The organism is Ruegeria sp. BG7, from assembly GCF_056535685.1.
This window is the reverse complement of the sequence record NZ_JBQFIU010000001.1, coordinates 3,368,653-3,381,085: the sequence shown is the minus strand read 5'-3', so window position 1 is coordinate 3,381,085 and position 12,433 is coordinate 3,368,653. Positions and strand designations below refer to the sequence as shown.

Sequence of the window (12,433 nt, the reverse complement as noted above, 5' to 3'; positions counted from 1 at the left end):
GATTTTAGCCCCCGACATAGCTGCTTCGCGAATACTGCTCTCGTTGAAAAACCATTAAAACCACCCTCTTGCTTCAGGGCGTCACTCGAAACCGGGCTAAGAATCGCGTTAATTTTGACACCCTCACTTCCAACGCATGGCTCCATTTACAAATGCCAGCTTGACAATCCTTCCCTCAACCCCCATTTGCCGCCAATCAAAGCGCTGCTGCGTGAGCTTGCGCGGACCTCTTCCGCCCTACAGCGCCCGATCCACATTACAGTTCCCCATCACGCAGGGTTCTTGACGCGACGACCGGATAGCGCAGGGTGCGCCTGCCTGTCCCGAGGTCTCGCACAACCCCTGCAGGTCGCCGCGCGCGACCCGTCACGACCTGTCCGTGGGCAATAGCTCCGGACATAAAGGATAGTTTTTTGTTCGACTTCGACATGCTGGGCCTTGCCCCCGCACTCAACAAAGCGCTGAAAAGCGCCAATTTCACACAGCCTACCCCGATTCAGAACCAAGCCATCCCGCTTGCGCTGAACGGCCACGACATTCTGGGTCTTGCCCAAACAGGTACCGGCAAGACACTGGCCTTCGGCCTGCCTCTGATTGATCACCTGCTGGCTCAGCCTGGAAAACCTGATCCCAAGACAGCCAAGGCGTTGATCCTTGCGCCGACCCGCGAATTGGTGAACCAGATCGCCGAAAGCCTGCGCGTCTTGACCAAAGGCACCAAGCTGCGCGTTGGGACAGTTGTGGGCGGACAATCGATCAACAAGCAGATCATGTTCCTGGCGCGTGGCACAGATATTCTAGTCGCCACTCCGGGTCGCCTGATTGACCTGATGGACCGTGGCGCCGTCGATCTCAGCTCGGTTCGCCATCTGGTTTTGGACGAAGCTGACCAGATGCTGGATTTGGGGTTTATCCACGCCCTGCGCAAAATTGCACCAGCGCTGGGTACTCCACGCCAAACCATGTTGTTTTCGGCTACCATGCCAAAACAGATGGAAGAGCTTAGCCGCGCGTACCTGACCAACCCCCAACGAGTTCAGGTATCGCCTCCAGGCAAGGCCGCTGACAAGATCACACAGTCGCTGCACTTTGTGTCGAAACCCGGAAAACCAGCAAAGCTGCGAGAAATACTCTCACGAGACAGCGATGCGCTGACATTGGTGTTCACCCGCACCAAACACGGGGCCGAACGGTTGATGAAGGGTCTGGTTGCCGATGGGTACAACGCGGCTTCGATCCACGGCAACAAAAGCCAGGGGCAAAGGGACCGCGCGATCAAGGCGTTTCGCGAAGGTGAGGTAACCATTCTGGTGGCCACCGACGTTGCCGCGCGTGGCATCGATATCCCTGGCGTTGCTTATGTTTTCAATTTCGATCTACCCGAAGTGCCTGACAACTATGTCCACCGGATCGGCCGCACGGCGCGTGCCGGGCGTGAAGGTGAGGCCATTGCATTTTGTGCACCTGAAGAAGTCGATCTGCTGCGTCAGATTCAGAAACTGATGAAGATCGAAATTCCCGTCGCAAGCGGCACAATGCCTGAAGGTGTTGAACCCCAAAAACCAGCGCGCCGCCAAAATAATCGCCGTCGTGGGTTCAAACCCAAACCAGCCAATGGCGATGGAAAGCCTTCGGCTGGAAAGGGTCGCCGACCCCGCCGCAGACGCCCTGCCGCTTAACACCAAAAGCCAATACAAAAAGAAACGCCGACGTCGGATATTCCTCTGACGTCGGCGTTTCTTTTCGTAGTTTTGAAATTTGGGTCTAGTTTCCCGAGTTCCGTTCAGCTTCAATCTCGCGCCACTTGGCTACGTTACGATTGTGCTCCTGCAATGTCTCTGCAAAGGCATGACCGCCCGTGCCATCGGCCACAAAGAACACAAAGCTGGTGTCATCCGGCGCAACGGCGGCCTCAAGACTTGCTAAACCGGGGTTCGCAATCGGGGTCGGCGGCAACCCATCGATCTGATACGTGTTCCACGGCGTTGGGCGGTTCAACTCACTGCGCCGCAGACCCCGACCCAAAGTGCCTTGCCCCTTGGTCACGCCATAGATGACTGTCGGGTCCGTCTGCAACCGCATCCCTTGATTCAGGCGGTTCACGAACACGCTGGCTACTTGTCCGCGCTCTTCGGGAACTCCGGTTTCCTTTTCGATGATCGAAGCAAGGATCAGCATCTCTTCGGGGCTTTCCAACGGCAAGCCATCCTGACGGTTTTCCCAGGCCGCGTTGATTCGAAGCTGCTGTTTGTCTTGCATAGCCTTCAGGACATCATTGCGGTCCTGACCAGCCACAACATCATAGCTGTCCGGGGCCAACATACCCTCAGCCGGGATCTCAGTCACTTCTCCGGTCAGCGCCTCAAAGGACTTCAACGCTTCAACCACCTGCCATGAGGTCACGCCTTCGGCCAAGGATACGCGATACCGAGTGTCCGCTTCACTACGCTTTTCGGTATAGGCTGCTGGGGCCTCTTCCTCCAAAGCATCAAAAGACGCGATTTCATCAAAATCCAACGTCGCCGGGTTCAACTCGCGTACCCGTGTCTGGGCACGGGTCACGCCGATGCGGTATTCGATCTCGGATCCACACGTGCTGGCCCCGCTGCTGGTGATCTCGGCAATGATCTGCTCCATCGACGCACCTTCGCGTACCAGAAAGCTACCGGCTTTCAGCTGCTGTGCGCGGTCCGTATAATCCGCAGCCATACGGAACAATGTTGCATTGCGGATCGCGCCCTGATCTTCCAGTTCCTGACTGACACGCGTCATATTCGACCCGCTTCTGACTTGTAGGCAGATAGCGGTTTCAAGCGGGCCTTCCGCTTTGTACTGAGATTGCCCCCAAAGGATCAGTCCGCCCATCAGGAACAGGCCGACCACCAACATGGTCAGCGCATTCGAAGCAATGGCCCGCCACATTTAGCTGACCTTTCCAAAGATCACGCTGGCATTGGTACCGCCAAACCCAAACGAGTTTGACAGAGCCACGTTGATCTCGCGCTCGCGCTTGGCATTCGGTGCCAGATCAATCGGTGTTTCGACAGCCGGGTTGTCCAAGTTGATCGTCGGCGGCGCCACCTGATCCCGGATCGCCAGGATCGAGAAGATCGCTTCAATCGCGCCCGCAGCCCCCAGCAAGTGCCCGGTGGCCGACTTCGTCGAGGTCATTGTGGCGTTTGACGCATGATCGCCCAGCAGGCGTTCCACAGCACCCAACTCAATCGTATCCGCCATGGTCGAGGTGCCATGCGCGTTGATGTAGTCCAGATCTTTCGGCTCCAGCCCGGCACTGCGCAGCGCGGCCTTCATCGAACGTTCGGCCCCATCGCCATCCTCTGACGGCGCGGTGATGTGATAGGCATCACCCGACATGCCATAGCCCAGAACCTCGGCATAAATCTTCGCTCCACGCGCCTTGGCGTGTTCGTAGTCTTCCAGAACCACGATGCCCGCGCCCTCACCCATGACGAACCCGTCACGGTCGACATCATAGGGACGGCTGGCTTTCTTCGGGTCGTCTGCATATTTCGTCGACAAAGCCTTACAGGCGTTGAAACCTGCAATCCCGATCTCGCAGATGCAGCCTTCGCCGCCACCTGCAACCATGACATCCGCATCACCAGCGCGGATAATCCGGCTGGCATCGCCAATTGCATGGGCACCAGTCGAACATGCCGTCACAACAGAGTGGTTCGGTCCCTTGAACCCGTGGCGGATAGACACCTGACCCGAGGCCAGATTGATCAGAGCACCCGGAATAAAGAACGGCGACACCCGACGCGGACCCTTGTCGCGGATCAGATTGGCTGTATTGGCAATCGAGCCCAGCCCCCCGATACCCGAACCAATCAGAACACCTGTCCGCAGACGGTCTTCCTCATCCTCCGGCAACCAGTTCGCGTCCTTGCAGGCCATTTCCGCAGCCGCAATCGAATACAGGATGAAGTCTTCGATCTTGCGCTGTTCTTTCGGCGGCATCCAATCATCGGGATTGAACGTTCCGTCGGTTCCATCCCCGCGCGGCACCTCGCAGGCATAGGTCGTTGTGACCCCGCTGCCGACCGCATCAAAGTGCGTGATGGGGCCTGCGCCGGATTCCCCGTCCAGCAACCGCGACCATGTTTCCTCGACCCCGCTGGCCAAAGGAGTGACCAATCCAAGACCGGTTACAACGACTCTGCGCATGAAGTGCCTCTTGCCTGCTTCCTGTTATGAGAACCGCTCATACCCCGGCCCGGGGTGCGGGGGCAAGAGCAAGGGCGATTTCCGCGCCGGCATCCTGCCGCCGATCACCCAGAGAAACGCGTATTTTGGGAAAAACTCAGTACCCGCCCTTTCACGCGCGCAGCAGAAAGGGCGGAATGGTTTGTTTATTCGGCTTACTGGAACTGCGCCACTGGCTCGTGTGCGGCCTTAGCCATCTCCAGAGCATCTGACAACTCAAGCGACTTACGGAACAGCGCCCGCCCGACAATTGCGCCCGAGATATTCGGAATATAAGCCAGACGGGAAATATCGTCCGCCGTGCGCACAACACCGCTCGCAATCACCGGGGTCCTCGAATGCCCGGCGATTCCGGAAATCAGACCAAGCTGAGCGTCTACATCTTTCATGTCACTGTCGATATCTGTCACGACAATCGCAGCAAATGGTACGCCTTCGAATGCGTCAATGAATGCTTCGGGTGTGAACGCGCTCTGGTTGCGCCAACCATCGGTCATGACATACCCCTGCCAGACATCGACAGACAGCACAATTTGGTCTGGGTACAGCTTGGCAAGTTCCTTGACCAGATTCGGCTCCAGCGCGGCCAAAGTGCCGATGACAACGCGCCCTACGCCTTTGTCGATCCAATGCTCCACCTGTTCCCGCGTGCGCATACCACCGGCCAGTTGCACAGGAATCTCTGCTCCGCGAATGATTTCCTCGACCAGTTCGACGTTGGTATCTTTGCCTTCAATCGCGTCGAAATCGGTCAGATGCATCCATTCGGCACCCGCCTCAGCCCAGCTCCGCGCGGTTTCAACCGGATTCACGTGCCAGATCATCGCGTTATCCAGACGGCCTTTGTCCAGCGTGACACACCGGCCATTCTGCAGTTCCATCGTGGGGTAAATCCTCATGAGCTTGTTCCTCCGCTCAATCGCTCTGAAAATCCCCGGTAGCATAGGTCGAACGTTCCAAACCCGATTTACCGGGATCGGCACAGTTTGGCCATTTTGCGGCATATACGCGAACTGGCGGAATTACGCGCGGGCGGGTGGTCCGTTGCGCCGCAACAAATGAACCGGGGTTTCATTATACACCCCTTCGCGCATCAAAACATAGCCCAGCTTTTTGGCCAGCTTCTGGGACGACAAATTGGATGCGTTTACCATCGCCACCAAAGGCCCCGGAATCACACGGTCGAACCAGTCATGAGCCGCCTTGGCCGCCTCATACCCCAACCCTTGACCCTGTGCCTCGGGGGCCAAAATCCAACCTGCTTCGGGGAAGCCATCAAAATCCTCGCCCAAACGTCGGTTGCCATAAAAGAACCCCGCCTGCCCAATCAGCGTGCGCGTCGATTGCTGCATCACGCCCCATTGGCCAAATCCGGCCATTTGCCAGTGCCCGGCATTGCGCAGAAAAGAGTCCCAAGCTTCGCCTCGCGATCGGGGCGTACCGCCAATGTGCTGCACGACACACGGGTCACGCCATATTTCAGCGAACCGTTCAAAATCCTCCGGGCGCATGGCGCAGAGCGTCAAACGCGCGGTATTTATCATTGGAGTGGATCTTATCATGCCCTGTCCACTTTGAGTTTTGCCTCAATGGAAACAGTGCGCAGTGGAAAATGGCCACGCAAGTGCGAATTTTGCGCGGACATAAAAAACGGCGCCTCCGTTGCTCGGAAGCGCCGCTTTTGATCAGAAAGAAACGTTTAGGACGCTTCGCTGATGAACTTGACCGCGTCGCCGAAGGTCTGGATGGTTTCGGCTGCGTCATCGGGAATCTCGATGCCGAACTCTTCTTCGAACGCCATAACCAGCTCAACGGTGTCCAGGCTGTCTGCGCCCAGATCGTCGATGAAAGACGCGTTTTCCACGACTTTGTCTTCTTCAACACCCAGGTGCTCAACAACGATCTTCTTAACGCGATCTGCGACGTCGCTCATGTCTATTCCTCATTCCTTTACAGGGCGGTCTGCCCGATTCTGCCCTTGCCCGCACGGGTTGGCCTTGATTTGCCCGTTTCGGGCGGTTTGGGTCCCGGGAAACCGGGAAAGTAGAAGGCCGACCTGAAAGACCGGCCCCGCATAGATGCGCCGCCTATAGCATAGTCGACGCGAGAGGCAAACGCTTTCGCGTTCGCCCCTGTCGCGATCACAACATGGCCATACCGCCGTTCACATGCAAGGTACTTCCAGTGACATAACCCGCCTCGGGGCTTGCAAGGTACAAAACAGCCGCAGCAATTTCTTTAGGATCGCCCATGCGACCCGCAGGAACTTTGACCAACAGACCCTTTTTCTGTTCCTCGGTCAGTTTCTCGGTCATAGCCGTCGTGATGAATCCCGGTGCCACAGCGTTCACTGTGATCCCACGCGTTGCAACTTCGTGGGCCAAGGCCTTGGAAAAGCCGATCATTCCGGCTTTTGATGCCGCATAGTTCGCCTGCCCAGGGTTGCCGATTGCAGCCACCACGGACGAGACATTCACGATCCGGCCCCAGCGCGATTTCATCATGCCCCGGATCACGCCTTTGCACAGTTTCATGGTCGAGGTCATGTTCACGTCAATAACGTTCTGCCATTCTTCGTCGGACATGCGCATGAACAGGTTGTCGCGTGTGATTCCGGCGTTGTTGACCAGAATGTCCACCGATCCCATCGCCGCGGCCGCCTGCTTTGGCAACGCCTCCACGGCTTCCGGATCGCTCAGATTGCAGGGCAGCACATGCGCGCGCTCGCCCAGATCATCTGCCAGGGCTTGCAGTGGTTCGACTCGCGTACCGGACAATCCAACCGTTGCACCCGCCCCGTGCAGTGCACGCGCAATGTCGCCACCGATACCACCCGATGCACCGGTGATCAGCGCATTCTTACCTGTCAAATCAAACATACAGTTTCCCTCTTGGTGCGTCGGCAAAGACGCGCATTAGCTTACGATTCGGCCTGAAGGGCCTTTTGAACATCTTCCGGCGTGCCCACAGCTTTGCCTGCAATGGCACGGTCGATCTTGCGGATCATACCAGACAGCGCTTTGCCTGCGCCGATCTCCCATGTCTCAGTCACACCCTGCGCCGCCATGAACTGCACACTCTCGCGCCAGCGGACCGACCCAGTCACCTGTTCGACAAGCAACTGCCGGATCAAATCCGGATCACTGACCGCCTCGGCGCGTACGTTCGCCACCAGGGGCACAGCGGGTGCCTTGATTTCGACCGCAGCAAGGGCTTCCGCCATTACATCTGCAGCAGGTTGCATCAGCGCACAGTGAAATGGAGCACTTACGGGCAACATAACAGCCCGTTTTGCACCTTTTTCCTTGGCAATCTCGGCAGCGCGCTCGACAGCGGCTTTTGAACCGGACACGACAACTTGGGTTGGATCGTTGTCATTTGCCGCCTGACACACTTCGCCCTGCGCGGCCTCTTCAGCAACAGAGCGCACGGCGTCAAGATCCAAGCCAAGAATGGCAGCCATCGCGCCCTCGCCCACAGGCACAGCGCTTTGCATGGCTTGCCCGCGCGTGCGCAACAGGCGCGCGGTGTCAGCGACAGACAACGTTCCAGCAGCGGCCAAAGCGGAATACTCACCAAGCGAGTGCCCCGCCACAAATGCGGCTTTGCTGATCGAAACACCCTCGGCCTCCAAGGCGCGCATTGCGGCCATTGACGTCGCCATCAATGCGGGCTGCGCATTTTGTGTCAGCGTCAACTCAGCAATGTCGCCTTCCCAGATAAGGCTGCTCAGTTTCTCACCCAGAGCGTCGTCCACCTCATCAAAGATGGCTTGCGCCGCCGGATAAGCCTCGGCCAAAGCTTTGCCCATACCGATTGTCTGGGCGCCCTGCCCTGGAAAAACGAACGCGAGTGTCATTGCAACCTCATGCATACTGTTAGGTTGCGGCGGGGTGTAAACTGACTGCTCGTCTGGCACAAGCGCTGCCTGCATTCTGCATTCTGGCACCGTTGCTGTGCGTCCGCGCTTACTTGTGTCAGTTTCACGCGTCTTTACGTTGGACGCGACAGAGAATCCCGGAGTCTTATTTTCATGGCCGCGACCAATTCATTTTCCAGTTACGGAAGCGTTGCAAAGACGTTTCACTGGCTCACAGCCCTTCTGATCCTGACAGCCCTGCCGCTTGGCTGGATCGCAGATAACTTGGCATACGCGGTTCTTCACGCAGACACCGCCCCAACCGAGGCCCAGATCGCCCGCGCCGCGCGCGTCTTTTCGCTGCATAAAACTGTAGGGATCGCTGTCTTCTTCGTGGCATTGGCGCGCATTTTGTGGGCTTTCACACAAACAAAACCCGGCTTGTTAAATGCAGACAACAAGCCCGAGGCCTTTGCAGCTGAAACCGTTCATTGGCTTCTATACGGTTCGCTGGTCCTTGTTCCACTCAGCGGTTGGATCCACCACGCCGCGACAGAAGGGTTCGCACCGATCCTCTGGCCTTTTGGGCAAAACCTGCCGTTTGTTCCCAAGTCCGAAGCCGTGGCCGAGATGACCGGAGTCCTTCACTGGCTGTTCATGTGGGTTCTGGTGGGTTCATTGGCGCTGCACATTGTTGGCGCGCTGAAACATCACGTCATCGACAAGGACAGTACATTGCGAAGAATGCTGCCTGGTCATTCGGACGCACCAGAACCGCCGCATCAACACCATTCACTTGTCCCTGCGCTTGCTGCCGTGGCGGTTTGGGGCATGGTTCTGACTGGCGGCTGGGTCACAGGTGAATTCGCACGCGAGGCCGACGATGCCGACATCGAACTCGCCGAAGTTCAATCTGACTGGCAAGTGCAGACCGGGGCCTTGTCGATAACAATCTCTCAGTTGGGCAGCCCGGTCACCGGATCTTTTGCCGACTGGACCGCTGCCATCACCTTCGACGAACCTGCACAAGTCGGCCCTGCGGGATCTGTGGACGTTAACATAGCCATCGGCTCTCTGAGCCTTGGTTCGGTCACCGATCAGGCCATGGGTTCCGATTTCTTTGACACATCACAATTCCCTACGGCGCAGTTCACCGCAGATTTGTTCAAGACCGAAACCGGGTACGAAGCCCGTGGCCCGCTGACCATCCGCGACAAAACAATGGATATCGTTCTGCCGTTTTCCCTGGAGCTTCAGGGCGATACGGCCACCATGTTGGGTTCTGTTGAACTCAACCGGTTGGATTTCAACGTCGGCACGTCACAGCCGACCGAAGAGTCCCTGGGCTTTGCCGTCTCTGTTTCTGTCGACCTGACCGCCAGCCGCAGTCATTAATGCCAACAAAAAACCGCCGGTGAGATACTCACCGGCGGTTTAATCTTTCAAGTCCTTCGACTTACTCAGCCTTTTGAGCCTCAACCGAGATCTGAATCTGCACTTCGTCGCTTACGAACGGTGCAAATTGTCCCAGGTCAAATTCACTGCGAACCAGCGTTGTGGTCGCGTTGAAACCTGCCCAAGGCTTGTTGGCCATCGGGTGATTGTCCACTTTGTTCAACTTGGCATCCAGAACAACCGATTTGGTTACGCCATTCATGGTCAGGTCGCCGGTGATATTGGCGGTATCATCACCCGTCACCTCGATCCCGGTCGAGACGAAAGTGATCAGATCACCCTCGGCAGCGCCAAAGAAGTCTTCGGTCATGAAGTGGTCTTCCCGAGGCTTCCATCCTGTGAACATCTCCATAACCGGCATTGAAACCGTAACGCTGGATGCCGCCGGGTTTTCCTGATCGAACATGATCTCGCCCTCAAAGCCCGAGAACATGCCGTAAGTGGTCGAAAAGCCAAGGTGATCATAGTTGAAGATGACCTGGCTGTGGCTGGGGTCCAGTACATATTTCTCGGCACTGGCAAATGCAGCAGTTGCCGAAACGGCCAAAGCCGCAGCAAGAAGGATGGATTTCATAACAATCTCCGCGTTTTTTTTGTGTGCAAGCCGATGGGGGTTGCTCACAAACAAGATGTGCCGCCCTAGGGCGGCACACAACCTCTTTTGGCTAACAATCTCTGTTCCTTTATGAACAGAATAAAAATCAGCCGAAAATTGTTACGCTTTTGCTCAATTGCCCTTTGAGGGCTCGGCTGACATCCGCCGATTCAAGCGGCAGTTTCATCAACAGGCTGCCGTCCACGTCGAACAAGTGCACTTCGTTCTCTTCAAAGCGTGCACCACCCAAGGAGTCGTAGCTGCGACGCAAAACAGTCTGTGGGCGCCCATCTTCGTTCTTTTGCAATACCCGCACCTCGCGACGAATAGGATCGAAATACGCATCGGGACGCGGATCCAGAACCTCAATCGTCAGCAAGCTGACCCCAACGATCAGAAACAGCATCGAAGCAACCATCTTGATCGGCCAGACATCCGCACCGATGACCGACCCCGGCATCAGCCACATTGAAAACGCTGACACGATCAGGAATGCGCCAACCATCCGCGCCAGGATCAAGCGCGCCTTCCAATTCGGTGCAAATGCGATCATTACCGGAACCGAGTGTTCAAAGCGCGATCCAGCCGCTTCTTCCCGGTATGTGTTTGTGTTCGTCGCGGTCATAACGTTTCACCCTTTATAAGGTTACTGTCGGTTTTCAGTTGGTTCCGGGTAATGTCCGGTATGTAAAACAACTTTGAGCCGAAAAGCGTCAGCAATTGGGCACCCCAAAGGAAATTGGGCGACTTCACCAAGGCATATGTGGCGGGTCTTGCCCCTGCGGTTCAAACGTGTATACGGGGCCATCCTTCGCAGTCATATGAATCGCGCAGCCTCTCGTGGCAGGGTCGCGAAGGACCAAATGGCCCCGCCTATGAAATGCGCCTTGATATAAACAGGAGTGCACATGCCACTGTATGAGCATGTAATGATCGCGCGTCAGGACCTGTCCAACGCGCAGGCGGAAAGCCTCGTTGAACACTTTGGCACCGTACTGGCGGACAACGGCGGCAGCCTTGTCGACAGCGAGTACTGGGGCGTCAAGACGATGGCCTATAAGATCAACAAGAACCGCAAAGGCCACTATGCCTTCCTGAAGACCGATGCCCCCTCGGGTGCGGTTCAGGAAATGGAACGCCTGATGCGCCTGCATGACGATGTCATGCGCGTTTTGACCATCAAGGTCGACGGTCACGAAGATGGCCCGTCGGTTCAGATGCAGAAGCGTGACGAGCGTGGCGACCGCCGCGAGCGCCGTTGATCACCGCCTGAGGAAAGGACACTAAACCATGGCCGCAAAACCATTTTTCCGCCGTCGTAAGGTCTGCCCGTTCTCGGGTGAGAACGCGCCGAAAATCGACTACAAGGACACCCGTCTGCTGCAGCGCTACATCTCTGAGCGCGGCAAGATTGTTCCTTCGCGCATCACCGCCGTTTCGGCGAAAAAGCAGCGTGAACTGGCTCGTGCTATCAAGCGCGCCCGCTTCCTCGCCCTGCTGCCCTACGCCGTGAAGTAAGGAGAGACTGAGATGCAAGTTATCCTTCTGGAACGCGTTGCGAAACTGGGTCAGATGGGCGACGTCGTTGACGTCAAGCCCGGCTACGCCCGCAACTTCCTGCTGCCCCAAGGCAAAGCCCTGAGTGCATCCGAGACGAACATTGCCTCGTTCGAAGCTCAGAAAGCGCAGCTGGAAGCCCGCAACCTGGAAACCAAGAAAGAAGCTGAAGCACTGGCTGAAAAGCTGGACGGTCAGCAGTTCATCGTGATTCGCTCGGCATCGGATGCTGGCGCTCTGTACGGCTCGGTCACCCCGCGTGACGCCGCAGACGCTGCAACCGAAGCAGGCTTCACAGTCGACAAGAAACAGGTCGTTCTGGTCGCTCCGATCAAAGAACTGGGTCTGCACTCTGTTGCTGTCCGCCTGCACCCCGAGGTCGAAGTTGAGATCAAGATGAATGTTGCCCGTTCGGAAGAAGAAGCCGAATTGCAGGCATCTGGCAAATCGATTCAGGAACTGGCTGCTGAAGAAGAAGCCGCCGCTGAATTCGAAATCGCCGAACTGTTCGACGACATCGGCTCGGCCGCATCGGAAGACGATGACCTGGCTGCCGAAGCTGCTCCGGTTGAGGAAGACGAAGCCAAAGCCTGATCTGGCTACGCTTTGAACAAGACAAAGGCCGCACGTTTTGTGCGGCCTTTTTTATGCCGCAGCCAAACCAGCAAATTTAGGCCCAAATTGATCGCTAGAGTTGCGACCGAACAGACGTTCCATATCATACCGCCTTATTGACCGGA

At 56.8% G+C, this 12,433-nt stretch carries 14 protein-coding genes; 5 read left to right on the top strand and 9 right to left on the bottom strand.

Translation table 11 applies throughout. The features are described from left to right. Positions 1-413: 413 nt before the first annotated feature. Positions 414-1,679: a DEAD/DEAH box helicase gene (locus tag ACR3EH_RS16720; RefSeq protein WP_171185815.1), complete on the top strand. Its 1,266-nt coding sequence runs from the start codon at positions 414-416 to the stop codon at positions 1,677-1,679. Positions 1,680-1,764: 85 nt separating this feature from the next. Here ACR3EH_RS16720 and mltG read toward each other — a convergent pair whose 3' ends face one another. The 7 genes from mltG to fabD form a co-directional block, all read right to left on the bottom strand. Continuing rightward, positions 1,765-2,922 carry an endolytic transglycosylase MltG gene (gene mltG / locus ACR3EH_RS16715; protein ID WP_171185817.1) on the bottom strand — a complete coding sequence of 386 codons (1,158 nt, stop codon included), beginning with the start codon at positions 2,920-2,922 and terminating at the stop codon, positions 1,765-1,767. Further along, entirely contained in the window at positions 2,923-4,188 is a 1,266-nt protein-coding gene (gene fabF, locus ACR3EH_RS16710) for a beta-ketoacyl-ACP synthase II (RefSeq protein WP_171185820.1), read from the bottom strand. It lies immediately after the preceding gene. A gap of 194 nt (positions 4,189-4,382) precedes the next feature. Next, positions 4,383-5,126, bottom strand: coding sequence for a 1-(5-phosphoribosyl)-5-[(5-phosphoribosylamino)methylideneamino]imidazole-4-carboxamide isomerase (locus ACR3EH_RS16705; protein WP_171185822.1), 744 nt, complete (start codon positions 5,124-5,126; stop codon positions 4,383-4,385). Between the two features lie 123 nt (positions 5,127-5,249). Next, positions 5,250-5,789 carry a GNAT family N-acetyltransferase gene (locus ACR3EH_RS16700; protein ID WP_171185824.1) on the bottom strand — a complete coding sequence of 180 codons (540 nt, stop codon included), beginning with the start codon at positions 5,787-5,789 and terminating at the stop codon, positions 5,250-5,252. A gap of 137 nt (positions 5,790-5,926) precedes the next feature. Next, positions 5,927-6,160 carry an acyl carrier protein gene (locus ACR3EH_RS16695; RefSeq protein ID WP_050602116.1) on the bottom strand — a complete coding sequence of 78 codons (234 nt, stop codon included), beginning with the start codon at positions 6,158-6,160 and terminating at the stop codon, positions 5,927-5,929. A 208-nt stretch (positions 6,161-6,368) separates the two neighbouring features. Beyond that, the gene (fabG, locus tag ACR3EH_RS16690) at positions 6,369-7,106 is read right to left on the bottom strand and encodes a 3-oxoacyl-[acyl-carrier-protein] reductase (protein ID WP_171185826.1); all 738 of its coding nucleotides are present in this window, start codon (positions 7,104-7,106) and stop codon (positions 6,369-6,371) included. A gap of 41 nt (positions 7,107-7,147) precedes the next feature. Next, positions 7,148-8,086, bottom strand: a complete 939-nt coding sequence (gene fabD, locus ACR3EH_RS16685; RefSeq protein WP_171185828.1) for an ACP S-malonyltransferase — start codon at positions 8,084-8,086, stop codon at positions 7,148-7,150. A gap of 174 nt (positions 8,087-8,260) precedes the next feature. On the opposite strand from fabD, the gene ACR3EH_RS16680 reads away from it, so the two are divergent. Then, the gene (locus ACR3EH_RS16680) at positions 8,261-9,481 is read left to right on the top strand and encodes a cytochrome b/b6 domain-containing protein (protein WP_171185830.1); all 1,221 of its coding nucleotides are present in this window, start codon (positions 8,261-8,263) and stop codon (positions 9,479-9,481) included. A 61-nt stretch (positions 9,482-9,542) separates the two neighbouring features. Here ACR3EH_RS16680 and ACR3EH_RS16675 read toward each other — a convergent pair whose 3' ends face one another. Together ACR3EH_RS16675 and ACR3EH_RS16670 are read right to left on the bottom strand one after the other, a co-directional pair. Beyond that, positions 9,543-10,115: a YceI family protein gene (locus ACR3EH_RS16675; protein WP_171185833.1), complete on the bottom strand. Its 573-nt coding sequence runs from the start codon at positions 10,113-10,115 to the stop codon at positions 9,543-9,545. A gap of 127 nt (positions 10,116-10,242) precedes the next feature. Next, positions 10,243-10,761: a hypothetical protein gene (locus ACR3EH_RS16670; protein WP_171185835.1), complete on the bottom strand. Its 519-nt coding sequence runs from the start codon at positions 10,759-10,761 to the stop codon at positions 10,243-10,245. A 283-nt stretch (positions 10,762-11,044) separates the two neighbouring features. Here ACR3EH_RS16670 and rpsF point away from each other — a divergent pair, with 283 nt between their 5' ends. From rpsF to rplI, 3 genes are read left to right on the top strand one after another with little or no spacing between them, the layout of a single operon-like run. Beyond that, positions 11,045-11,398: a 30S ribosomal protein S6 gene (gene rpsF, locus ACR3EH_RS16665; protein WP_171090718.1), complete on the top strand. Its 354-nt coding sequence runs from the start codon at positions 11,045-11,047 to the stop codon at positions 11,396-11,398. Between the two features lie 28 nt (positions 11,399-11,426). After that, the gene (gene rpsR, locus ACR3EH_RS16660) at positions 11,427-11,654 is read left to right on the top strand and encodes a 30S ribosomal protein S18 (RefSeq protein WP_005608650.1); all 228 of its coding nucleotides are present in this window, start codon (positions 11,427-11,429) and stop codon (positions 11,652-11,654) included. Positions 11,655-11,666: 12 nt separating this feature from the next. Further along, positions 11,667-12,287: a 50S ribosomal protein L9 gene (gene rplI, locus ACR3EH_RS16655; protein ID WP_171676112.1), complete on the top strand. Its 621-nt coding sequence runs from the start codon at positions 11,667-11,669 to the stop codon at positions 12,285-12,287. Positions 12,288-12,433 lie beyond the last annotated feature (146 nt).

Bases quoted from the DNA above. Each gene is read 5' to 3' on its own strand.
- mltG (WP_171185817.1), bottom strand. From the start codon at position 2,922: ATGTGGCGGGCCATTGCTTCGAATGCGCTGACCATGTTGGTGGTCGGC.
- fabF (WP_171185820.1), bottom strand. From the start codon at position 4,188: ATGCGCAGAGTCGTTGTAACCGGTCTTGGATTGGTCACTCCTTTGGCC.
- ACR3EH_RS16705 (WP_171185822.1), bottom strand. From the start codon at position 5,126: ATGAGGATTTACCCCACGATGGAACTGCAGAATGGCCGGTGTGTCACG.
- ACR3EH_RS16700 (WP_171185824.1), bottom strand. From the start codon at position 5,789: ATGATAAGATCCACTCCAATGATAAATACCGCGCGTTTGACGCTCTGC.
- ACR3EH_RS16695 (WP_050602116.1), bottom strand. From the start codon at position 6,160: ATGAGCGACGTCGCAGATCGCGTTAAGAAGATCGTTGTTGAGCACCTG.
- fabG (WP_171185826.1), bottom strand. From the start codon at position 7,106: ATGTTTGATTTGACAGGTAAGAATGCGCTGATCACCGGTGCATCGGGT.
- fabD (WP_171185828.1), bottom strand. From the start codon at position 8,086: ATGACACTCGCGTTCGTTTTTCCAGGGCAGGGCGCCCAGACAATCGGT.
- ACR3EH_RS16680 (WP_171185830.1), top strand. From the start codon at position 8,261: ATGGCCGCGACCAATTCATTTTCCAGTTACGGAAGCGTTGCAAAGACG.
- ACR3EH_RS16675 (WP_171185833.1), bottom strand. From the start codon at position 10,115: ATGAAATCCATCCTTCTTGCTGCGGCTTTGGCCGTTTCGGCAACTGCT.
- ACR3EH_RS16670 (WP_171185835.1), bottom strand. From the start codon at position 10,761: ATGACCGCGACGAACACAAACACATACCGGGAAGAAGCGGCTGGATCG.
- rpsF (WP_171090718.1), top strand. From the start codon at position 11,045: ATGCCACTGTATGAGCATGTAATGATCGCGCGTCAGGACCTGTCCAAC.
- rpsR (WP_005608650.1), top strand. From the start codon at position 11,427: ATGGCCGCAAAACCATTTTTCCGCCGTCGTAAGGTCTGCCCGTTCTCG.
- rplI (WP_171676112.1), top strand. From the start codon at position 11,667: ATGCAAGTTATCCTTCTGGAACGCGTTGCGAAACTGGGTCAGATGGGC.